Source organism: Variovorax sp. R-27 (assembly GCF_049913215.1).
Lineage (GTDB): Bacteria > Pseudomonadota > Gammaproteobacteria > Burkholderiales > Burkholderiaceae_C > Variovorax.
This window is the reverse complement of the sequence record NZ_CP183984.1, coordinates 5,506,098-5,526,539: the sequence shown is the minus strand read 5'-3', so window position 1 is coordinate 5,526,539 and position 20,442 is coordinate 5,506,098. Positions and strand designations below refer to the sequence as shown.

The following is a 20,442-nucleotide window of genomic DNA, read 5'->3' as shown; positions in this document are numbered from 1 at the left end:
CTGGTCGGGGTGAGAGGATTCGAACCTCCGGCCTCTACGTCCCGAACGTAGCGCTCTACCAGGCTAAGCTACACCCCGATGGTTGCAAGAAAAAAGAAATCGTCCTAGATGCCAACTCAGGAGAGGTGTTCAGGCACGTCGCTCAAGCAACTGAGCCGCCAATTGTAGCAAACCTGAAGCGTGCGAATTGGACGGGAAGCCGTTCAGCGCATGAATTGCGCGTTGTGCTTCGGCGGCAGCCGCCGCGCGGGAAGCATCCAGGGCTCCAGTTTCGCGAACGATCTCGACGACCTTGCCCAACTGGGCGGTATCGCCCGCCTCGATGGCGGCGCGCACCAGGTCGCTCTGAGCCGAGGTGCCGCGCTGCATGGCGAAGATGAGCGGGAGCGTGGTCTTGCCTTCGCGCAGGTCGTCGCCGACGTTCTTTCCTGTCTCGTTGGCATCGCCCGCATAGTCCAGCACGTCGTCGATCACCTGGAAGGCGGTGCCGAGTGCCTGTCCATAGGTTGCGCAGGCTTCTTCCACTTCGGGTGTGGCGCCTGCCAGCACGGCCGCGAGGCGGGTGCTGGCCTCGAAGAGCTTCGCGGTCTTCGAGCGGATCACGCGCAGATACGCTGCCTCGTCCAGCGATGCGTCGTGCATGTTCATCAGTTGGAGCACCTCGCCCTCGGCGATCACATTGGTGGCTTCGGCCAGGATCTGCATGACGCGCATGTTGTTGGCATCCAACATCATCTGGAATGCGCGCGAATAGAGAAAGTCACCGACCAGCACGCTGGCCGGGTTGCCGAACGATTCGTTGGCGGTCGCCCGACCGCGCCGCAGGGTCGATTCGTCGACCACGTCGTCGTGCAGCAGGGTGGCCGTATGGATGAATTCCACAACGGCCGCCAGATTGAAGCGCTGCTCGCCGGTGTAACCCAGCGCGCCCGACATCAGCAGCAGGAGCGCCGGCCGCAGGCGTTTGCCGCCAGCGGAAATGATGTACCTGGAAACCTGGCTGACCAGCGGCACGCCCGTGTCGAGGCGGCGGGCGATCACACGGTCGACTTCGACCATGTCGCCGGCAATCAGGTCCAGCACGGTGGCGGTGGGGGAGGTGTCGGCGGCGGGAACTGGCAAAGCGGAGGCGCGGAGCGCTGCTGAGGATGATGGCGACCCAGGCGGAGGAAGGGCCGGAAGGCGCAAATTATAGGGAGCCGCGGCGGTTTGCCGGGATTGCGCTGGGCCGAAAGTGGTTAGCAACCACAAACCGCGCTATAATCTTGGGCTCTGCGGAATTCGCTGCGGAGACTCATTTCTAAGAGGTTTACATGTACGCGGTCATAAAAACCGGTGGCAAGCAGTATCGCGTTGCTTCCGGCGAGAAAATTAAAGTAGAACAGATTGCTGCGGACGTAGGCCAGGAAATCGTGATCGACCAGGTTCTGGCCGTCGGAAACGGCGCTGAAATCAAGGTTGGCACGCCCCTGGTGTCCGGCGCAACGGTGACAGTCACGGTACTGTCGCACGGCAAGCACGACAAGGTCCACATCTTCAAGATGCGCCGTCGCAAGCACTATCAGAAACGTCAAGGCCATCGCCAGCAGTTCACCGAACTGCAAATCGGCGCGATCGCCGGCTAAGGAGCAGATTCCATGGCACAGAAAAAAGGCGGCGGCTCAACGCGAAACGGGCGCGATTCCAAGCCCAAGATGCTCGGCGTGAAGGCTTTCGGCGGCGAACTGATCAGCGCAGGCTCGATCATCGTGCGCCAGCGCGGCACCCAGTTCCACCCCGGCGTGAATGTCGGCGTGGGCAAGGACCACACGCTGTTTGCCCTGGTCGACGGCCACGTGTCGTTCGGTACCAAGGGTGCACTCAACAAGCACACGGTCAACGTGACCCCCGCGGCGTAAGCCTCGAGTCACTTCGACCTGCCCGAGGCCCCGCATTGCCGGGGCTTCTTCATTTGTAAACTGGACATCCCATGAAGTTCGTCGACGAAGCCTTCATCGACATCGCCGCCGGCGATGGCGGCAACGGCTGCGTGTCGTTCCGTCATGAGAAGTACAAGGAATTCGGCGGCCCCAACGGCGGCGACGGCGGCCGTGGCGGCCACGTGTTCGCGGTTGCCGACTCGAACCTCAATACGCTGGTCGATTTCCGCTACTCCCGCCGCCACGAGGCAAAGCGCGGCGAGCACGGCATGGGCTCCGACATGTTCGGCGCCGCGGGCGACGACATCACGCTCAAGATGCCGGTCGGCACGATCATCTCCGATGCCGAAACCGGCGAGGTGCTGTTCGAGCTGTTGAAAGAGGGCGAAGTCATCACCATTGCCAAGGGTGGCGACGGCGGCTTCGGCAACATGCGCTTCAAGAGCGCCATCAACCGCGCGCCGCGTCAGAAGACGCCCGGCTGGCCCGGTGAAAAGCGCAGCGTCAAGCTGGAGCTGAAGGTGCTGGCCGACGTTGGCCTGCTCGGCATGCCGAATGCCGGCAAGTCGACGCTGATCAGCGCCATTTCCAATGCCCGCCCGCGCATCGCCGACTACCCCTTCACAACGTTGCACCCGAACCTCGGCGTGGTGCGCGTCGGCCCGGAGCAGAGCTTCGTTGTGGCCGACCTTCCCGGTCTGATCGAAGGCGCATCCGAAGGTGCGGGCCTCGGCCATCTCTTCCTGCGTCACCTGCAACGCACGCGCCTGCTGCTGCACGTGATCGACATGGCACCGTTCGACGACAACATCGACCCCGTCGCTCAGGCCAAGGCCATCGTCGGCGAGCTCAAGAAGTACGACGCCGCGCTCTACGAAAAGCCGCGCTGGCTCGTGCTCAACAAGCTCGACATGGTGCCGACCGAAGAGCGCGCGGCGCGCGTCAAGGACGTCGTGAAGCGCCTGCGTTTCAAGGGCCCCGTGTTCGAAATCTCGGCACTCACCCGCGAAGGCTGCGAACACCTGGTGCAGGCTGTTTATCAGCAGGTCAAGGCGCAGCAGGTGGCCGAGCACGCGCCGGTCGTCGTCGATCCGCGCTTCACGCCGTTGCCTTCCGAGGGCGCCTGAGCGGCGTTGCCGCATCCCCCGCGGCCCTGCCAACAGATAGATAGACAGACAGCAACCCACGCAGCATCCAAGACCGTTACAACCCGAAAATGACCTCGAACTCCGGATCCACTGCCTTGCGGGATGCCCGCCGTATCGTCGTCAAGGTGGGTTCCAGCCTCGTGACCAACGAGGGGCGCGGTCTCGACGAGGCCGCCATCGGCGAGTGGTGCCGGCAACTGGCTGCGCTGGTGCGCGAAGGGCGCGAGGTCGTGATGGTGTCGAGCGGGGCCATTGCCGAAGGCATGAAGCGCCTCGGCTGGCGCACCCGACCGCACGAAATCAACGAGCTTCAGGCCGCTGCGGCCGTCGGACAGATGGGTCTGGCCCAGATGTACGAAACCAAGCTGCGCGAAAACGAAATCGGCAGCGCGCAGGTGCTGCTGACCCACGCCGATCTGGCCGATCGCGAGCGCTACCTCAATGCCCGCTCGACACTGGTCACGCTGCTCAAGCTGGGTGTGGTGCCGGTCATCAATGAGAACGACACGGTCGTCAACGACGAGATCAAGTTCGGCGACAACGACACGCTCGGTGCGCTCGTGGCCAACCTCGTCGAGGCCGACGCGCTGGTCATCCTCACGGACCAGAAGGGCCTGTACACGGCCGACCCGCGCAAGGACCCGGAAGCCAAGTTCGTGCACGAAGCCGCCGCGGGCGATCCGGCGCTCGAAGCGATGGCGGGTGGGGCGGGGTCGAGCATCGGCAAGGGCGGCATGATCACCAAGATCCTCGCGGCCAAGCGCGCCGCGGGCTCGGGCGCTTCTACCGTCATCGCCTGGGGTCGCGAGGCCGATGCCCTGCTGCGCCTGGCGCGGGGCGAGTCCATCGGCACGCTGCTGGTGGCGCAGACTGCCAAGCACCAGGCCCGCAAGCGCTGGATGGCCGACCACCTGCAATTGCGCGGCGCCGTCGTCGTCGATGCAGGCGCGGCCGCGAAGGTGCGAGCCGAGGGCAAGAGCCTGCTGCCGATCGGCATGACCAGCGTTTCAGGCGAGTTCTCGCGCGGCGACGTGATCGCGGTGCGCGACGTCGATGGCGTCGAGCTGGCCCGGGGCCTTGCCAACTATTCGAGCGTGGAGGCGCGCCTGCTGTGCCGCAAGCCCTCGAGCGAATTCGAGCGCCTGCTGGGCTATGTTGCGGAACCCGAGATGGTCCACCGCGACAACATGGTGCTGATGCCCAGCTGATGATCCAGACAACAACGGGGCGCAAGGCCCCGTTGTTGTTTGGATTACTGCACTTCCCGCACCGGGTTGCGCATGTTCTGCACCATTTCCCCGATCGAGGCGCGCGGCGCATTGCCGCGACACAGGGCCTGGGTCGACAGCGCCCGGGTGTAGCTGGAGTTCAGGTCGTTCAGGCGTTTCCACTCCGGCTTTGCGACGTCCTGCCAGGCGCCGTTGTTGTAGCGCGCATAGCTCTTCATTTCCGCCGTAGAGCAGCGCACGCCCTCGTAGAAGGCGTTGACGGCACCGCCGTTGCGGTTGTGTGCCACCACCACGTAACGCACGATCCCGTCGCCAGTGATTGCGATCGTGTTCGGGTCGACGCCGAACTTCAGGCTCATGTAAGGCGGCATCTCGATCGGCAGCAGACGGCTTTCGCTGAAGGCCGGCGGCGGCGGCGTTACCGTTTCTTCCCATTCCTTGTCCGTTTCGGACCGCTTCGGCGGCGGCGGGCTGCCGGCCTGCGCCCAGTCGGGGTTGTCGGTGTCGTGCTGGCCCGAGGCGCAGCCCGCGAGGACGCCGAAGCAGATCAGAAGAAGGGCGCGCTCAGCGTTGCGTCGGAAGGAACGGCGCTTTGTTGTTGTGGACAGGAGGTTCATCGCTCGCAGAAGGAATGTCGGGATGCGGATCGAAACTGCCGCCGGGCGGCAGGTCCAGTCCGGGAGGCGCCCCGGCGTCTGGCGAATGGCGCTCGAATTCTCGGGCGCGCACGTTGCTGCGCAGGAAGCGGTTGCGGAAATCCTGCCTTGGCAGGTAGCGAGCAAGCTCGGTGAGCGCCATCTCGTAGACGCCGCGCTTGAACTCGACGACCACGTCGAGCGGCACCCAGTAGTCGTGCCAGCGCCAAGCATCGAATTCGGGATGGTCGGTGGCACGAAGGTTGAGATCCCAGTCGTGGCCGACGAGTTGCAGCAAATACCAGATTTGTTTCTGGCCCTTGTAGTGGCCCCGTGCGTCACGGCGGATGAACCGATCCGGCACCTCGTAGCGCAACCAGTCGCGGGTACGGGCCACGATGCGCACGTGCTCCGGGTGGAGCCCCACTTCCTCGTGCAGTTCCCGGAACATGGCTTGCTCGGGACTTTCGCCGCGGTCGATGCCGCCTTGCGGAAACTGCCAGGAATGCGTGCGTATGCGTTTGCCCCAGAAAACCTGGTTTCTCTGGTTGAGCAGGATGATGCCGACGTTGGGCCTGAAGCCGTCCCGGTCGAGCATAATCAAACCCCAATTTTTGAACTGAGTCGATTATGCATGCCGGGTTGCCCTCGGCAAGCTGCCGATGCCAGGCTCTCAGGGTCTCTCCGGGGGAGCAGTCCCCCACTTCCCATTTTCGAATCCAGCGAATCCATCACACCGATCCCGATGAAAGCTTCCCGATTTTTTGTCTCCACTCTCAAGGAAGCGCCTGCTGACGCAGAGGTCGCGAGCCACCGGCTCATGATGCGGGCCGGCATGATCAAGAAGCTCGGCACGGGCATCTACACCTACATGCCCATGGGGCTGCGCGTGATCCGCAAGGTCGAGGCCATCGTGCGCGAGGAGATGAACCGCGCTGGCGCCGTCGAGATGACGATGCCCGTGGTGCAGCCGGCCGAGTTCTGGCAGGAGACCGGCCGCTTCGAGAAGATGGGCCCCGAGCTGCTGCGCATCAAGGACCGGCATGACCGCGACTACGTGATCCAGCCGACCAGCGAAGAGGTCGTGACCGACATCGCGCGCCAGGAGATCCGCAGCTACAAGCAGCTGCCGAAGAATTTCTACCAGATCCAGACCAAGTTCCGCGACGAGCGCCGTCCGCGTTTTGGCCTGATGCGCGGGCGCGAATTCATCATGAAGGACGCCTACAGCTTCGACCGCGACCTCGACGCGGCCAAGGCCAGCTACCAGACCATGGCGCAGGCATACCGCAACATCTTCGACCGCTTCGGCTTGCGCTATCGCGCCGTGGCGGCCGACAGCGGCGCCATCGGCGGCGACCTGAGCGAAGAGTTCCAGGTGATCGCCGCGACCGGCGAAGATGCCATCGTCTACTGCCCCGACAGCGAATACGCCGCCAACATGGAAAAGGCCGAGGCGCTGGCCCCGGCCGGCCCGCGCCTCGCGGCCACCAAGGCGCTCCAGAAGACTCCGACCCCCGGCAAGAGCACCTGCGCCGACGTGGCCGAGCTGCTCGGCGTGCCGCTGTCGACCACCATCAAGTCGCTGGTGCTGGCCACCGACATCGTCGATGAGGCCGGCAATCCGAAGGGCTCGCAGGTCTGGCTGCTGCTGCTGCGCGGCGACCATGACATGAACGAGATCAAGGTCAGCAAGCTGCCCGGCCTGAACCAGGGCTTCCGCTTTGCGACCCTCGCCGAGATCGAGGACCACTTCGGCTGCAAGCCCGGCTACCTGGGCCCGCTGAACCTCAAGAAGCCCGTCAAGCTGGTGGCCGATCGCGAAGCTGCCGTCATGGCCGACTGGATCACCGGCGCCAACGAAGTCGACTTCCACATGACCGGCGTCAACTGGGGCCGCGACCTGCCCGAGCCCGACCTGATCGCCGACATCCGCAACGTGGTCGCGGGCGACGCCTCGCCCGACGGCAAGGGCGTGCTGGCCATCGAGCGCGGCATCGAAGTCGGCCACGTGTTCGTGCTGGGCACCAAGTACAGCAAGGACATGAACGCAACTTACCTCGACGAAGGCGGCAAGCCGCAGTTCCTCGAAATGGGCTGCTACGGCATCGGCATCACCCGCCTGCCGGCCGCTGCCATCGAACAGAACCACGACGAGCGCGGCATCATCTGGCCCGACGCGCTGGCTCCGTTCACGGTGGTGGTCTGCCCCATCGGCATGGACCGCAGCCCCGAGGTCAAGGTCGCGGCCGAAGCGCTCTACGAAGAGCTGCTTGCCAAGGGCGTCGACGTGCTGCTCGACGATCGCGGCGAGCGCCCTGGCGCGATGTTCGCCGACTGGGAGCTGATCGGTGTGCCGCACCGCGTGGTCATCTCGGATCGCGGTCTCAAGGAAGGCCAGCTCGAATACCAGGGCCGGCGCGACACCGCGGCCACCAAGGTGCCTGCGGCCGGCATCGCCGACTTCATCACCGGCAAGCTCGCCAAATGAGCCTCGAGGGCGGCCTCTCGCGACGCCAGTGCCTGGGCGGCGCCGTGACGGCGGGCGCCCTCGCAATGCTGTCGCTGCCGCAGACCGCCCTGGCCGGTGCGCAGATCGAGGAGCCGCTGATCGACTCGGTGCGCACCGCACTGAGCTCGGCCATCCACAACAAGGCGCCGCCGGTGCCCCAGTTCGCGAACACCGAAGCCCGCCTGGCCTACCTGCGCTGGCTCGGCGAGATGAGCGAACGCCTCAAGAAGAAGATCGCCGACGCGCCCTCGCGCATCGAATTCCTGCAGACCGCCTGGTACGAAGCCAAGCGCTCGGGGCTCGAGGTGAGCCTGGTGCTCGGGCTGGTGCAGGTCGAGAGCAATTTCCGCAAGTTCGCGGTGTCGAGCGCCGGCGCGCGCGGCTACATGCAGGTCATGCCGTTCTGGACGCGCGTGATCGGCGACAGCGATTCGGCCAAGCTCTTCCACATGCAGACCAACCTGCGCTTCGGCTGCGTGATCCTGCGCCACTACCTCGACCGCGAGAACGGCGACCTGTACATGACGCTGGGTCGCTACAACGGCAGCCGCGGCAAGTCGCCTTACCCGAACGCGGTGTTCGCCAACCAGCGGCTCTGGGTGTTCAACGACAAGGAACGCGAGAAGGAAAAGGACAAGGACCGGTCGGCGGCCTGAGTCTGCAAGCCAGCCAGTCCAGTCAGTTCGCCGGCGCCTTGGCGGTGCCCGAGCCCTTCGTGACCATCACCTGGTCGATGCGGTAGCTGTCCACGTCCATCACCTCGAAGGTGTAGCCGCCCCAGGTCACGTTGTCGGTGCGCTTGGGCACGCGACGCAGCATCACCATCAGGAAGCCCGCGAGCGTTTCGTATTCCTCGGCATGCGGCAGCTCGTCGATGTGCAGCGCGCGCTGCACGTCCTGAATGGGCGTGATGCCGTCGATGAGCCACGAGTTCTCGTCGCGCTGCACGATCTGCTCTTCGTCGGGCATCGACACAAGGTCGCCCATCACCGTGCTCATCACGTCGTTGAGGGTGATCACGCCCACCACCAGGCTGTATTCGTTGACGATGATCGCGAAGTCTTCATGCGCCTGCTGGAACTGCTCGAGCACCTCGGTCAGCGATAGCCGGTCGGGAATGACCAGCGCCTTGTGCAGCGGCAGGCCCTGGTCGAAGGCAAGCGGCTGGCCGCTGAGCACGCGCTGGAACATGTCCTTGGCGTCCACATAGCCCAGCACGTGGTCGATGTCGCCGTCGCACACCGGATACGCCGAGAAGGGCTCGGCCACGATGCGCGCGCGCAGCACCGACTCGGGGTCGTCATGCAGGAACCAGGCGATGCTGTCGCGCGCGGTCATCACGCTGCTCACCAGGCGTGTTTCCAGCTCGAACACGTTGGCGATCACCTGCTGCTCGCGCACAGCGAGCACGCCGGCCCGGGCGCCGGCCTCGGTCATCGCGAGGATGTCGGCCGAGGTGATCTTGTCGTCGCGCACCATCGGCATGCCGAGCAGCTTGAACAGCAGGTCGGTGCAGCGCGTGAAGAACCACACCAGCGGCTTGAAGGTGGTGATCAGCAGCTGCATCGGCCCGACCATGCGTACCGCCAACTGCTCTGGGTTGCTCATGCCAAGCCGCTTGGGGAACAGGTCGGCGAACACCAGGAACACCGCGATGATGATGATGAACGAGCACAGGAAGGCCGCGCTGGCCGAAGCCTCGACGCTCAGCCACTTCTCGAAGAAGACTGCGAAGTAAGGGCTGAGCGAGCCTTCGCCCACGACGCCGCCGAGGATCGCCACCGCGTTGAGCCCGATCTGCACCACGGTGAAGTAATGGCCGGGCTGCTCCTGCACGCGCAGCACCTTCTCCGCCCGAGGGTCGCCTTCGTCGGCCATCTGGCGCAAACGCAGGCGGCGCGAGGCGGCCAAGGTGATTTCGGCAAGGGAGAAGAAGGCGCTCAGCGCGATCAGTAACGCGATGATGAGCAGGCTTTGGGTCAGGGTCATGGTGGCACGTCGAAGACGGCCACCATGGTGCCATGACTCGGCACCGGAAAAACGCTCAGACCCCGCCGTGCGGGTGAGTCGGGTCGACCCAGAGCACCGATTCAGGTTTTTCCACGGGCTCGATGTCGAGGTTCACCGCCACGGCCTCGCCGTCGCTGCGGCACAGCACGCATTCGAGCGTCTCGGTCGCGCTGGCGTTGATTTCCTGGTGCGGCACGAAGGGCGGCACGTAGATGAAGTCGCCCGGCCCGGCCTCGGCAGTGAATTCCAGTTTCTCGCCCCAGCGCATGCGGGCCCGGCCGCGCACGACGTAGATCACCGATTCGAGGTGCCCGTGGTGATGGGCGCCGGTCTTGGCATCGGCGTAGATGGTCACGGTGCCGGCCCAGAGCTTCTGTGCACCCACGCGGGCGAAGTTGATGGCGGCCGCCCGGTTCATGCCGGGCGTCTGCGCGGTGTTGACGTCGAGCTGGTTGGCTCCGATCACCCGCACGCCGTCGTGCTTCCAGGCCGGGGCGCCTTCGCCGTCATCGCCGTCATGCGAATGGCCGTGATCCGCATCGTGATCGTGGCTCATGACCGGCTTCGTTGGTTCAGGCGGCGGCGCCGTTCACCACTTGCTGCAGCTCGCCCGATTCGTACATCTCCATCATGATGTCCGAGCCGCCGATGAACTCGCCCTTCACGTAGAGCTGAGGGATCGTGGGCCAGTTGCTGTATTCCTTGATGCCCTGGCGGATGCCGTCGTCTTCGAGCACGTTGACGGTCTTGAGCGTCTTCGTGTCGACGCCGACCGCCTTCAGGATCTGGATCGCGCGGCCAGAGAAGCCGCACATCGGAAAGCTTGCATTGCCCTTCATGAAGAGCACGAGGTCGTTGGTCTTGACGAGGTCGTCGATGCGTTGCTGGGCGTCGGACATGGGGACTCCTGAAAAAATAGGCTGGGGGGATTATTTCACCGTGCGCCAGATTCCGCCGGAGCAGCGCTGGATGCCGGCGAGGTCGTCGCGGCTTTGCACTTCGGCGAAACCGCGCGCGGCGAGCAGTTGGCGCACGGCGGCGGCCTGGTCATGGCCGTGTTCGAGCAGCAGCCAGCCGCCCTCCGCGAGGTGGGTGGGGGCGTTCTGCACGATCTGGCGGATGTCGTCGAGCCCGTCGGTGCCCGCGACCAGCGCGGAAGAAGGCTCATGGCGCAGCGCAGGCAGATGCGGGTCGCCAGCGGCGATGTACGGCGGATTGCTGGCGATGACCGTGTAGCCGTTGCCGGCGCCGTCGAGCCAATTCGCCTGGGTGAAGCGTACGGGTAGGCCGAGGCGCCGGGCGTTGGCCTGGGCGACCGTGAGCGCATCGGCGCTTGCATCGACCGCGTCGACCTGTGCATCGGGGCGGGCGTGTTGCAGGGCCAGCGCGATCGCGCCGCTGCCCGTGCCGAGGTCAAGCGCGCGCGGGGCGGCATGGCCTTCGAGGCACTGCAGGGCCCATTCGACCAGCGTTTCCGTGTCGGGGCGCGGCACCAGCACGCGGGCATCGACCTGCAGGTTGAGGCCATGGAATTCCTTCTCGCCCAGCAGGTAGGCCACCGGTTCGCCAGCGCGGCGCCGCGACAACTGCGCAGCCAGCGTGGACCACGCTGCATCGGGCATCGCATCGGTGTCGTGCGCCAGCAGCCAGGCCCGGTCGTGCGGCGCGCGACCCAGCGCGTGCAGCAGCAGCAGCTGGGCGTCGAGCCGGTCGATGCCCAGGGCGACAGCCGCGGTCAGCGCTTGCGCCACGGTCGACGGCAATGGGTTCTCGGTGGTGGTCATCACGCCGGCAGGCTCGATTCGAGCTCGGCCAGCTGCTCGGCCTCGCGTGCGGCGCGCAATGCGTCGAGCACGTCGCCGAGGTCGCCTTCCATGATGGCGAGCAGCTTGTAGAGCGTGAGGTTGATGCGGTGGTCGGTCAGGCGCCCCTGCGGAAAGTTGTAGGTGCGGATGCGGTCCGAGCGGTCGCCGCTGCCGATCAGCCCCTTGCGCATCGCCGCGTCCTTGGCGGCGCGTTCGCTGCGCTCCTTTTCCTGGATGCGCGCCGACAGCACCTGCAGCGCCTTGGCCTTGTTGCGGTGCTGGCTGCGGTCGTCCTGGCATTCGGCCACGATGCCGGTCGGGATGTGCGTGATGCGCACGGCCGAGTCGGTCTTGTTGATGTGCTGCCCGCCGGCGCCGCTAGCGCGGTAGGTGTCGATGCGCAGGTCGGCCGGGTTGATCTGCACGGCCACGGTCTCGTCGGGCTCGGCCAGCACGGCAACCGTGCAGGCGCTGGTGTGGATGCGGCCCTGCGTCTCGGTGGCCGGCACCCGCTGCACGCGATGGCCGCCCGATTCGAAGCGCAGGTGACCGAACACGTCGTCGCCGACGATGCGGATCACCACTTCCTTGTAGCCGCCGAGTTCGCTCTCGCTTTCGCTCACCACCTCGCAGCGCCAGCCGGCACGCTCGCAGTAGCGCGTGTACATGCGCAGCAGATCGCCCGCGAACAGCGCCGATTCGTCGCCGCCCGTGCCCGCGCGGATTTCGAGGAAGGCATTGCGCGCGTCGTCGGGGTCCTTGGGCAGCAGCAGGCGCTGCAGTTCTTCTTCGAGCTGCACCAGCTCGGCTTCGGCGCCTGCGATTTCTTCCTTCGCCATCTCGGCCATGTCGGGGTCGTCGAGCATCTCCTTGGCGCCTGCAATGTCGGCCTCGCGCTGGCGGTAGCGCTCGTAGCGGCCGGCGATCTGCGTGACTTCGGCGTGCTCGCGCGAGATGGTGCGGTACTGCGCCATGTCGCTCATGATGTCTTCGCGCGAGAGCAGGAAGTCGAGCTCGCCCAGGCGCTGGGCGTAGCGTTCGAGTTGATGGCGCAGAAAGGATTTCACGGGGAAAGAGGCTCGAAAAAATGGGAGGGTGCTGCCGAGCGAGGGCAGGGCGCATGAAGAAGATCGCGGCCGGTCGGGCCAGGCGATGACGAGCGTCGCTAACGCTCTTTGCGCAGGAACAGGCGCGAGATCGTCTGAGCCGTCTGCTCGCGCGAGGCGGCATCGCCCGCGTGCAGCTCGGCCATGGCGCCGTGCATCATCTTCTGCGTGAGCCCGCGCGACATCGCTTCGAGCACCGCATCGACCGATTCGCCCTTGGCCAGCAGCTTGCGCGCACGGGCCATTTCGGCGGCGCGCCACTCGTCGGCCTGCGCGTTGAGCTGCTGGATCAGCGGCACGGTGCCGCGCTGGCCCAGCCAGTGCATGAAGCTCTGCACGCCGGCGTTGATGATCACTTCGGCCTGTGCCACCGCGGCCTGGCGGTTGGCCTGGCCCTGTTGCACGACCTGGGCGAGGTCGTCGACGGTGTAGAGATAAATATCTTCCAGAGCCTTCACTTCGGGCTCGATGTCGCGCGGCACGGCCAGGTCGACCATGAACATCGGGCGGTGCTTGCGTGCCTTGAGCGCCCGCTCGACGGCGCCCAGGCCGATGATCGGCAGCGTGCTCGCGGTGCAGCTCACCACGATGTCGAACTCGGCGAGCCGCGAGGGAAGGTCGGCCAGCCGCATCGCCTCGCCGCCGAAGCGCGAGGCCAGCTTTTCGCCGCGTTCGAGCGTGCGGTTGGCAATGGCGATCGACTTGGGCTCCTTGGCCGCGAAGTGCGTGGCCGCAAGGTCGATCATTTCGCCCGCGCCGACGAACAGCACGCGCGTTTGATGCAAATCTTCGAAGAGCTGGCCGGCCAGCCGGACCGCCGCGGCGGCCATGCTGATGGAGTGCGCGCCGATCTCGGTGGCGGTGCGGACCTCTTTCGCGACGGCAAAGGAGCGCTGGAACAGCTGGTTCAGCGTGCTGCCGAGCGCGCCGGCCGTCTCGGCTGCGCGCACCGCGTCTTTCATCTGGCCGAGGATCTGCGCTTCGCCGAGCACCATCGAATCGAGCCCGCTGGCCACGCGGAAGGCATGGCGCGCGGCTTCGTCGTCGTGCAGGGTGTAGGCGTGCGAGCGCAGCAGGGCAGGGGCCACGCCGCCGCTGGCTGCCAGCCAGCCGAAGGTGTGGTCCAGCGCGATGTGTTCCGAGGCGCAATAGATCTCGGTGCGATTGCAGGTGGAGATGATCGCGGCCTCGACCTGGGGGTGGCGGCCGGAGGCAAAGGAACTGCGCAGGCTCTGCAGCGTGGGGGCTATCTGGTCGAGCGCGAACGCGAAACGACCGCGCAGATCGAGCGGCGCGGTCGTGTGGTTCAAGCCGAGAGCCCAGACTGACATGGCCGTGATTATAAAATCAGCAGCCGCACGAGGCTTGCGGAAGGACAAATGGCTTTCCCTATGACAGCCATAACCTTCCGCGCATGTTCCGGCACGTGCGCAACCCCTCCCGATGGACCTGCTGGCCCTCTTGAATCACCTGCTTAATTTTGTAGCACCCGCGGCCTTCCTGGCCCTGGTGCTGGCCTTTGTCGGGCGGTTCCTGGGCGGCAACCGCGCCGGCGTCCCGCGCTGGTGGGTGCAGTGGGCGCTGACCTTCGGAGCCGGCGTGGGGGTGCTGGTGGTGGGGCTTGCCGTGTTCGGGCGCGACGGAGCGATGGTGACCTACGCCGCGCTCGTGGTGGTTTGCGGCACTGTCCAGTGGCTGGCGATGCGCGGCTGGCGCCGCTGAAAACCAGTCAGCCGAGCCGGCGGATCATGTAGACCGACTCGCCGGGATAGGTGGCGAGCCGGGCCTGCTGCCCGGTGCCGGCGGGCTGCGTGGCCGCATAGCCCTGGCGCAGCCAGAAACCCACCGAGGATTGCACCGACACCAGCGTCGAATGCCGCCAGCCGGCCTGTGCCGCGTGAGCCCAGGCATGGCGTACCAGCAAGGGCCCCAGCCCCAGGCCCGAGGCGTCCGGGTGCACAGCCAGGTCGTGCAGGTATAGCGAATCGGGCTGTTCGGCCACTTCGAACTCCCCGTGCAGCGGAGTGAGCTTGCCGGCCACCGACGGATACCCCGCCAGATAGGCCCGCACACCGCCTTCATGCTCGGCCACCCAGCCCGTATGCGGCGCGGCAGCGAGCCGCCGGGCGATCAGTGCGCCGTCCTCCACGAACCCCGCGCCATAGCAGGCGAGCTGGATCGCGAGCACGGCGTCGAGGTCGTCGGCGCGCATGCCGCGCACGAAGGGGGCGTCCGACACCATCAGGCCAGCAGCAGCTTGTCGTCGTCCAGTTTTTCGCCGCGTGTCTGCTCGAACATGCGCAGCAGGTCGGGCACGTCGAGCCCCGAGCGCTCCGACCCGGCCACGTCGAGGATCACCTGGCCCTCGTGCAGCATCACCGTGCGCGAGCCGTAGTCCAGCGCCTGGCGCATGCTGTGCGTCACCATCATCGCGGTGAGCTGGCTGCCTTCGACGATCCTGGCGGTCAGCTCCAGCACGAAGGCGGCAGTCTTCGGGTCCAGCGCGGCCGTGTGCTCGTCCAGCAGCAGGATGCGCGAGGGCTTGAGCGAGGCCATCAGCAGGCTCACCGCCTGCCGCTGCCCGCCCGAGAGCAGCCCGATGCGGTCGGCCAGCCGGTTCTCCAGCCCCAGCTTCAGGATCGACAGCTTCTCGCGGAACAGCTCGCGCAGGTTGCGGTTGAGCGCAAAGCCGAAGGCCCGGCGCTCGCCGCGCTTCCAGGCGAGCGCCATGTTCTCCTCGATGGTCAGCGCCTCGCAGGTGCCGGCCATCGGGTCCTGGAACACGCGGGCCACCATGCCCGAGCGCTGCCAGGCGTTCAAGCGGGTCACGTCCTTGCCGTCGATCTCGATGCTGCCTTTGTCGACGATCAGGTCGCCGCTCACCGCATTCAGAAAGGTCGACTTGCCCGCGCCGTTCGAGCCGATCACGGTGACGAACTGGCCGGTCGGAATCTCCAGGCTCAGGCCGCGCAGCACGCGGTTCTCGATCGGCGTGCCCGGGTTGAAGGTCATCTCGAGTTGTTGGGCGCGCAGCATCAGTTCTTCCCCTTGAAAAGCCCGCCCAGCTTGCGCTTGTAGGCTGGCACCAGAAGCGCGAACGCCACCAGCACGGCAGTCACCAGGTTCAGGTCTTGCGCCTGCAGGCCCATAAAGTCGGTGTTCAGCGCCATCGCGATGAAAAAGCGATACAGCAGCGCACCCAGCACGCACGCCAGGGTGGTGATGACCATGCTGCGCGCGGGCAGCAGCGTCTCGCCGATGATCACCGCGGCCAGGCCGATGACGATCGTGCCCACGCCCATCGAGATGTCGGCCGTGCCCTGGCTCTGGGCGAACAGCGCGCCGGCCAGCGCCACCAGCGCGTTCGACAGCGCCAGGCCTGCCATGGTGTGGAAGTCGGTCGAGATGCCCTGGGCCCGTGCCATGCGCGCGTTGCCGCCGGTGGCGCGCATCGCCAGGCCGGCTTCAGAAGCGAAGAACATGTCGACCAGGATCTTCGCGACGATCACGATCAGCAGCAACAACAGCGGCTTGGCCCACTGCTCAGGCATGCCGCCGAAGTCGACCATGCTGAACACAGTCGGCTCGGTGATGAGCGCCACGTTGGGCTTGCCCATCACGCGCAGGTTGATGGAGTACAGGGCAATCATTACCAGGATGCTCGCGAGCAACTGCATGATCTTCAGCTTCACGTTGAGCCAGGCCGTGACCCAGCCCGAGACGGCGCCGGCCACGCAGGCCACCGCGGTGGCGGCCACCGGGTTCCAGCCCGCGACGATCAGCGTCGCGGCCACGGCGGCGCCTAGCGGAAAGCTGCCGTCCACCGTGAGGTCGGGAAAATTGATGATGCGAAACGACATGAAGACGCCCAGCGCGACCAGTCCGAATATCAGACCGATCTCGATGGCGCCCAGCGAAGCGATGAGCGACATGAGAGAAAAAGGCTCGCGTGCTTACTTCGTGCTCACGACCTTGGCGGTCTTCAGCAGCGATTCGGACAGCGTCACGCCCTGCAGCTTGGCTGCGCCGGGGTTCACCACCAGCTCGAAGTTGGTGCTGGTCTGCGAGGCGATCGTGCCGGGCTTTTCACCCTTGAGGATGCGCACCACGATCTTGCCGGTCTGGCGGCCGATGTCGCTGTAGTTCAGGCCCAGGGCAGCAACGGCGCCGCGCTCGACGGTGGCCGTGTCGGCTGCCACCACCGGCAGCTTGGCCTGCTGCGCCACCTTCACGATGCCTTCGAAGGCCGAGACCACGTTGTTGTCGGTGGGCGTGTAGATCACGTCGGCCTTGCCGACCAGGCTCTGGGCAGCGGTGGGCACGTCCACCGTGCGGGCGGCGGCGGCTTCGACCACGGTCATGCCGGCGTCGGCGGCGGCCTTCTTCAAAGAGGCAACGATGGCCACCGAGTTGGCTTCGCCGGGGCTGTAGATCACGCCGATGCGCTTGGCGTTCGGCACCACCTGCTTGATGAGGCCGACGTGCTTTTCGAGCGGCGACAGGTCCGACACGCCCGTCACGTTGGTGCCCGAGGGCTCCCAGTTCTTCACCAGCTTGGCGGCCACCGGGTCGGTGATTGCCGAATACACCACCGGAATCGTCTTGGTGGCGGCCACCATGGCCTGCGCCGACGGCGTGGCAATGGCGACGATCGCATCGGGCGCATCGCCCACGTATTTGCGGGCGATCTGGGCTGCGGTGCCCACGTTGCCCTGCGCGCTCTGATAAGTGAACTTGAGGTTCTTGCCTTCTTCGTAGCCGGCCGCCTTCAGCTCGGCCTTCACGCCGTCGCGCACGGCGTCCAGCGCCGGGTGCTCGACGATGGCGGTCACGGCCACCGACTTTGTGTCGGCCGCGAACGAAGGCGCGGCGGCCAGCATGCCGAGGGCCAGGGCCACTGCGCTGAAGGGTGTGCGAAGCAAAGCGTTTTTCACGGGAAAGGGTCTCCGGGTGGGGGTGTGGATGCGTCTGAAGCCGCCGGCGGGCGCCGGTGGCGAGGAATTCAGCGGCCCTGGATCGCGGCATGCGTCCCGGGCGCCTCGGAGTCTAGATCGTACTTTGCACAATTAAGGTGCATGAACGGCTCGGGCTTACCCCGCTTTGCGCCATAAAATTGCATGAATTTGGTGCATTGGGAGAAGAAATTGCATGAGATCGAACTCGACCGGATCGACCGGAGGATTCTTGAGCACCTGCAGGTGCATGGCCGTGCATCCAACCTCGAACTGGCCGAGGTGGCCAATCTCTCGCCGGCGCAGTGCCTGCGGCGCCACCGGCGGCTGGAAGAGCTGGGGCTCATCAACGGCTACGCGGCGCGGCTGAATGCGCGCCACATCGGGCTGGGCGTGATCGCCTTCATCCACGTGACCATGGCGCGCGGCCATGTCGACGAGCTGCCCAAGTTCCAGGACCTGATCGCCGACCTGAAGCAGATCCTGGAGTGCTACTCGGTGACGGGCGACTTCGACTACGTGCTCAAGGTCGTCGCGCAAGACCTGGAGGCGCTCTCGCAGTTCCTGATGCACACGCTGATGCACATGCCCGGCGTGTCGGCGGTGCGTTCGAGCGTGTGCCTCAACGAAGTCAAATTCACCACGGCGCTGCCGCTGGAATGACTGCTGGAGTGATCAGCTCGGCATGCCGGGAATCGGCGAGGCGGGCGAAGAAGGCACGGAGGGCGTCGCGAGCGCTTCCGGCGCGGTAGCCGTCATCACCATCGTCGGCACGGCCAGCGGCAGCGAGGCCTTCTTCAGTTCGTCGAGGATCACGAACAGCAGGTCGCTGCGCACGCCGCCCGCGAGCCGGGGGCTCGCCACATAGGCGATCGCCTGGAAGATCAGCAGCCCGTTCTCGATGCCCTCGAGCGTGAGCGACGGCGCCGGGGTTTCCAGCACGCCTTCGTGCGCCTTGCAGGCCGCGAGGATCAGATCGCGCACGCGCTGAGCGTCGGTGGTCAATGGCATCGGCAGGCGGATCAGCACGCGTCCCTCGGCGTTGGCCAGCGTCATGTTGCGCACGGTCTTGGTGATGAACTCCGAGTTCGGCACGATCAGCGTCGAGCGGTCGCCCAGCTGGATCTCGGTGGCGCGCACGTTGATGCGCCGCACGTCGCCCTCGGCCGTGCCCAGCACCACCCAGTCGCCAACCTTCACCGGCTGCTCGGCCAGCAGGATCAGCCCCGAGATGAAGTTCTGCACGATCGCCTGCAGGCCGAAGCCGATACCCACCGACAGCGCGCTCGCCACCCACGCGATGCGCTCGATGCCGATGCCCAGTGCGGAAAGCGCAAACGCCACCACCAGGATGCCGCCCACATAGCCCAGCAGCGTGGTGATGGAGCTCTGCATGCCCGGCTCGAACTTCGTGTTCGGCAGGTAGGCTCTTTCGAGCCAGCGCTTGAAGATCCGCAGCACCACGAAGCCCACCACCGCCACCGCGATCGCGCTCAGGATCGCTCCCGGCACCAGCTGGAACTCGCCCACCTTCACGCCGGTGCCGAACTTGCCGCTGCGCTGGAACACCTCGCCCGGCCCCGTGCCCAGCGGCGCGGCCAGCGCTATCAACATGTAGAAGAACAGCGCCACCCGGCTCAGCGCCGACAGCACCGTGGCGACCTGGTCCAGCGTCTGCGGCGCGAGGTTGAAGCTCTTCTGCAGCCGCTGGCCGAAGGCGGCGCGCGACGACACCGTGGCCATGAACACGTCGTCCGCGAACTTGAACAGCACGTAGAAGGCGGCAGCCACGATGCCGCTCCAGGTGAGCTGCGAGGCCAAAAAGCTCGCCAGCGCCACGTAGCCGACAGCCACCAGCACCCAGATCGCGATCATCAGCGCGCCGATCAGCGCCACCAGCAGGCCGACCCACATCGGCCGTTCGGGCAGGCCGGCCTCGGCCGCATCTGCGCGCAGCGGCTTCACGACGTAGAGCACCGTGGCGACCAGCGCCGTCAGCACCAGCGCCGTGAGCACGTGCGTGGCCACCACGGCCGCGAAGCTCGCGTCGATCAGCGCGTTGACCTCCGCCGGGGTCCACGCCAGCGCGGCCACCAGCGCCACCAGCCAGGGCAGGGCGGCGAGCCGCGTGGCCATGGCGTCAGGAATCGGCGGCAGGCGCCACGAGGGCCGGCGCGTGGCCAGCAGCCCGCGGCCCAGCCCGATCACGAAGGCCATGAACACCAGCGCCTGGGCCGTCGAATTGAGCACCTTGCGCGCCTGCGGCTCCCAGGTGGCGAATTCTTTCAGCACCTCGACGAAGCCGTGCGCGGCCACGGCCACGAGCAGCACATGGCTCGCGACGATGCCGATCACCAGCACCGAACGCCGCAGCCGCCCCGCCGGCAGGACGCGCGCGGCCAGCCGGGCGAGCAGGACTTCGGCCGCCCAGTTGCCGAACACCGCGAGCAGCAGCGCCCCGATCAGGGCCGCGATCACCTGCAGGCGCGTTTCGGGCTGGGTCGCCGCCACCAGGCCGTCGTTCACCGAGGACACCATCGATTTCAGCCGTGCCTGGTCGTCGGGCCAGGCCTCGCGCAGGTCGTTCCAGAACTCGGCGGTCAGCGGCGAGGCCGCGCGCTCGGTGAGCTGCGCCTCGAACAGCGCCCGGCGCTGCGTGACCAGTTCGGTGCCGCGCTGCCGTACGTCGACCGAGAGCAGGCGCGCAAGGCGGATGTCGGCGTCGAGTGCGTTGCGCTCCTTGGTCAGGCGCGCGCGCTGGCGGGTGATGTCGGGGTCTTCGGTGGCGCCAGCGGCGGGCGGGTTGCCGAGTTCGCCGAGCCGGGCGTTCAGATCGGCAAGCTCGCCGGTGCGCGCGGTGACGAACTTGTCGGCCTGGGTGCCGATGTCGTTGATCTGCGCGAGCAGCTTGCGCGCGTCCTCGTCGGTCTCGGCGGCGGTGCTGAGCTTGGTGAACTGCTCGCGCAGTTCGGCCACTGTGGGGGCGGGGGCTGCTGCGGCCGCGGCAGCACTGTTGGCGTTGCCGCCGAGGTCTGGCTGCGCCGAGGCGCCGCCGCACATGCACAGGGCTGCGAAGCAGAAGCTCGCGAAGCGTAGGGTCCAACTCATGGCCGCATCATAGAAGCC

22 protein-coding genes and 1 tRNA gene are annotated in these 20,442 nt (G+C 66.4%); 8 read left to right on the top strand and 15 right to left on the bottom strand.

The window, feature by feature from the left end; all coding sequences use genetic code 11:
• Nucleotide 1 precedes the first annotated feature (1 nt).
• Both ACN9MV_RS25910 and ACN9MV_RS25905 read right to left on the bottom strand, forming a co-directional pair.
• A tRNA-Pro gene (locus ACN9MV_RS25910) sits at nt 2-78 on the bottom strand.
• Nucleotides 79-129: 51 nt separating this feature from the next.
• The gene (locus ACN9MV_RS25905) at nt 130-1,122 is read right to left on the bottom strand and encodes a polyprenyl synthetase family protein (protein WP_093057447.1); all 993 of its coding nucleotides are present in this window, start codon (nt 1,120-1,122) and stop codon (nt 130-132) included.
• Between the two features lie 191 nt (nt 1,123-1,313).
• On the opposite strand from ACN9MV_RS25905, the gene rplU reads away from it, so the two are divergent.
• From rplU to proB, 4 genes are all read left to right on the top strand, one after another.
• Nucleotides 1,314-1,625: a 50S ribosomal protein L21 gene (gene rplU, locus ACN9MV_RS25900; RefSeq protein ID WP_007833243.1), complete on the top strand. Its 312-nt coding sequence runs from the start codon at nt 1,314-1,316 to the stop codon at nt 1,623-1,625.
• Nucleotides 1,626-1,637: 12 nt separating this feature from the next.
• Nucleotides 1,638-1,898 (top strand): 50S ribosomal protein L27, encoded by a 261-nt coding sequence (gene rpmA / locus ACN9MV_RS25895; RefSeq protein ID WP_093057448.1) that lies wholly within the window; start codon nt 1,638-1,640, stop codon nt 1,896-1,898.
• 71 nt (nt 1,899-1,969) lie between these two features.
• Nucleotides 1,970-3,046: an Obg family GTPase CgtA gene (cgtA, locus tag ACN9MV_RS25890; RefSeq protein WP_093057449.1), complete on the top strand. Its 1,077-nt coding sequence runs from the start codon at nt 1,970-1,972 to the stop codon at nt 3,044-3,046.
• 89 nt (nt 3,047-3,135) lie between these two features.
• Complete coding sequence (gene proB, locus ACN9MV_RS25885) at nt 3,136-4,275, top strand: glutamate 5-kinase (RefSeq protein WP_093057450.1); 1,140 nt, start codon at nt 3,136-3,138, stop codon at nt 4,273-4,275.
• Between the two features lie 44 nt (nt 4,276-4,319).
• On the opposite strand, the gene ACN9MV_RS25880 is transcribed toward proB, so the two are convergent.
• Nucleotides 4,320-4,913 carry a CNP1-like family protein gene (locus ACN9MV_RS25880; RefSeq protein ID WP_177142457.1) on the bottom strand — a complete coding sequence of 198 codons (594 nt, stop codon included), beginning with the start codon at nt 4,911-4,913 and terminating at the stop codon, nt 4,320-4,322.
• Complete coding sequence (locus ACN9MV_RS25875; RefSeq protein ID WP_093057451.1) at nt 4,861-5,529, bottom strand: RNA pyrophosphohydrolase; 669 nt, start codon at nt 5,527-5,529, stop codon at nt 4,861-4,863. Before ACN9MV_RS25875 ends, ACN9MV_RS25880 begins: the two co-directional genes overlap by 53 nt.
• 147 nt (nt 5,530-5,676) lie before the next feature.
• Between ACN9MV_RS25875 and ACN9MV_RS25870 the strand changes: the two genes are divergently transcribed.
• Both ACN9MV_RS25870 and ACN9MV_RS25865 read left to right on the top strand, forming a co-directional pair.
• Entirely contained in the window at nt 5,677-7,422 is a 1,746-nt protein-coding gene (locus ACN9MV_RS25870) for a proline--tRNA ligase (protein WP_426390102.1), read from the top strand.
• Entirely contained in the window at nt 7,419-8,099 is a 681-nt protein-coding gene (locus ACN9MV_RS25865; protein WP_093057453.1) for a lytic transglycosylase domain-containing protein, read from the top strand. Before ACN9MV_RS25870 ends, ACN9MV_RS25865 begins: the two co-directional genes overlap by 4 nt.
• Before the next feature lie 22 nt (nt 8,100-8,121).
• Here ACN9MV_RS25865 and ACN9MV_RS25860 read toward each other — a convergent pair whose 3' ends face one another.
• The 6 genes from ACN9MV_RS25860 to hemA form a co-directional block, all read right to left on the bottom strand.
• Entirely contained in the window at nt 8,122-9,432 is a 1,311-nt protein-coding gene (locus ACN9MV_RS25860; RefSeq protein ID WP_093057454.1) for a hemolysin family protein, read from the bottom strand.
• 55 nt (nt 9,433-9,487) lie between these two features.
• Nucleotides 9,488-10,009, bottom strand: a complete 522-nt coding sequence (locus ACN9MV_RS25855) for a cupin domain-containing protein (protein ID WP_426390099.1) — start codon at nt 10,007-10,009, stop codon at nt 9,488-9,490.
• Nucleotides 10,010-10,025: 16 nt separating this feature from the next.
• Nucleotides 10,026-10,352 (bottom strand): Grx4 family monothiol glutaredoxin, encoded by a 327-nt coding sequence (grxD, locus tag ACN9MV_RS25850; protein ID WP_093057456.1) that lies wholly within the window; start codon nt 10,350-10,352, stop codon nt 10,026-10,028.
• A gap of 30 nt (nt 10,353-10,382) precedes the next feature.
• Entirely contained in the window at nt 10,383-11,237 is an 855-nt protein-coding gene (gene prmC, locus ACN9MV_RS25845; RefSeq protein ID WP_426393203.1) for a peptide chain release factor N(5)-glutamine methyltransferase, read from the bottom strand.
• The gene (gene prfA / locus ACN9MV_RS25840) at nt 11,237-12,325 is read right to left on the bottom strand and encodes a peptide chain release factor 1 (RefSeq protein WP_093057458.1); all 1,089 of its coding nucleotides are present in this window, start codon (nt 12,323-12,325) and stop codon (nt 11,237-11,239) included. Before prfA ends, prmC begins: the two co-directional genes overlap by 1 nt.
• A gap of 98 nt (nt 12,326-12,423) precedes the next feature.
• Nucleotides 12,424-13,695, bottom strand: a complete 1,272-nt coding sequence (gene hemA, locus ACN9MV_RS25835) for a glutamyl-tRNA reductase (protein WP_426390098.1) — start codon at nt 13,693-13,695, stop codon at nt 12,424-12,426.
• A gap of 112 nt (nt 13,696-13,807) precedes the next feature.
• Between hemA and ACN9MV_RS25830 the strand changes: the two genes are divergently transcribed.
• A complete protein-coding gene (locus ACN9MV_RS25830; protein ID WP_426390097.1) occupies nt 13,808-14,086 on the top strand; it encodes a hypothetical protein in 279 nt (92 codons plus the stop codon).
• Nucleotides 14,087-14,093: 7 nt separating this feature from the next.
• Here the strand turns inward: ACN9MV_RS25830 and ACN9MV_RS25825 are convergent, their stop codons facing one another.
• The 4 genes from ACN9MV_RS25825 to ACN9MV_RS25810 are packed head-to-tail and all read right to left on the bottom strand — an operon-like array spanning nt 14,094 to nt 17,244.
• On the bottom strand, nt 14,094-14,606 hold the full coding sequence (locus tag ACN9MV_RS25825; protein ID WP_426390096.1) for a GNAT family N-acetyltransferase: 513 nt from the start codon (nt 14,604-14,606) through the stop codon (nt 14,094-14,096).
• Nucleotides 14,606-15,400, bottom strand: a complete 795-nt coding sequence (locus ACN9MV_RS25820) for an ABC transporter ATP-binding protein (RefSeq protein WP_093077463.1) — start codon at nt 15,398-15,400, stop codon at nt 14,606-14,608. Before ACN9MV_RS25820 ends, ACN9MV_RS25825 begins: the two co-directional genes overlap by 1 nt.
• Complete coding sequence (locus ACN9MV_RS25815) at nt 15,400-16,296, bottom strand: ABC transporter permease (RefSeq protein WP_093057463.1); 897 nt, start codon at nt 16,294-16,296, stop codon at nt 15,400-15,402. Before ACN9MV_RS25815 ends, ACN9MV_RS25820 begins: the two co-directional genes overlap by 1 nt.
• 21 nt (nt 16,297-16,317) lie before the next feature.
• Nucleotides 16,318-17,244: an ABC transporter substrate-binding protein gene (locus tag ACN9MV_RS25810; protein ID WP_426393202.1), complete on the bottom strand. Its 927-nt coding sequence runs from the start codon at nt 17,242-17,244 to the stop codon at nt 16,318-16,320.
• 264 nt (nt 17,245-17,508) lie between these two features.
• Here ACN9MV_RS25810 and ACN9MV_RS25805 point away from each other — a divergent pair, with 264 nt between their 5' ends.
• Nucleotides 17,509-17,979 (top strand): Lrp/AsnC family transcriptional regulator, encoded by a 471-nt coding sequence (locus tag ACN9MV_RS25805; protein ID WP_093057502.1) that lies wholly within the window; start codon nt 17,509-17,511, stop codon nt 17,977-17,979.
• A 12-nt stretch (nt 17,980-17,991) separates the two neighbouring features.
• On the opposite strand, the gene ACN9MV_RS25800 is transcribed toward ACN9MV_RS25805, so the two are convergent.
• Nucleotides 17,992-20,424: a DUF3772 domain-containing protein gene (locus tag ACN9MV_RS25800; protein ID WP_307616269.1), complete on the bottom strand. Its 2,433-nt coding sequence runs from the start codon at nt 20,422-20,424 to the stop codon at nt 17,992-17,994.
• Nucleotides 20,425-20,442: the final 18 nt, after the last annotated feature.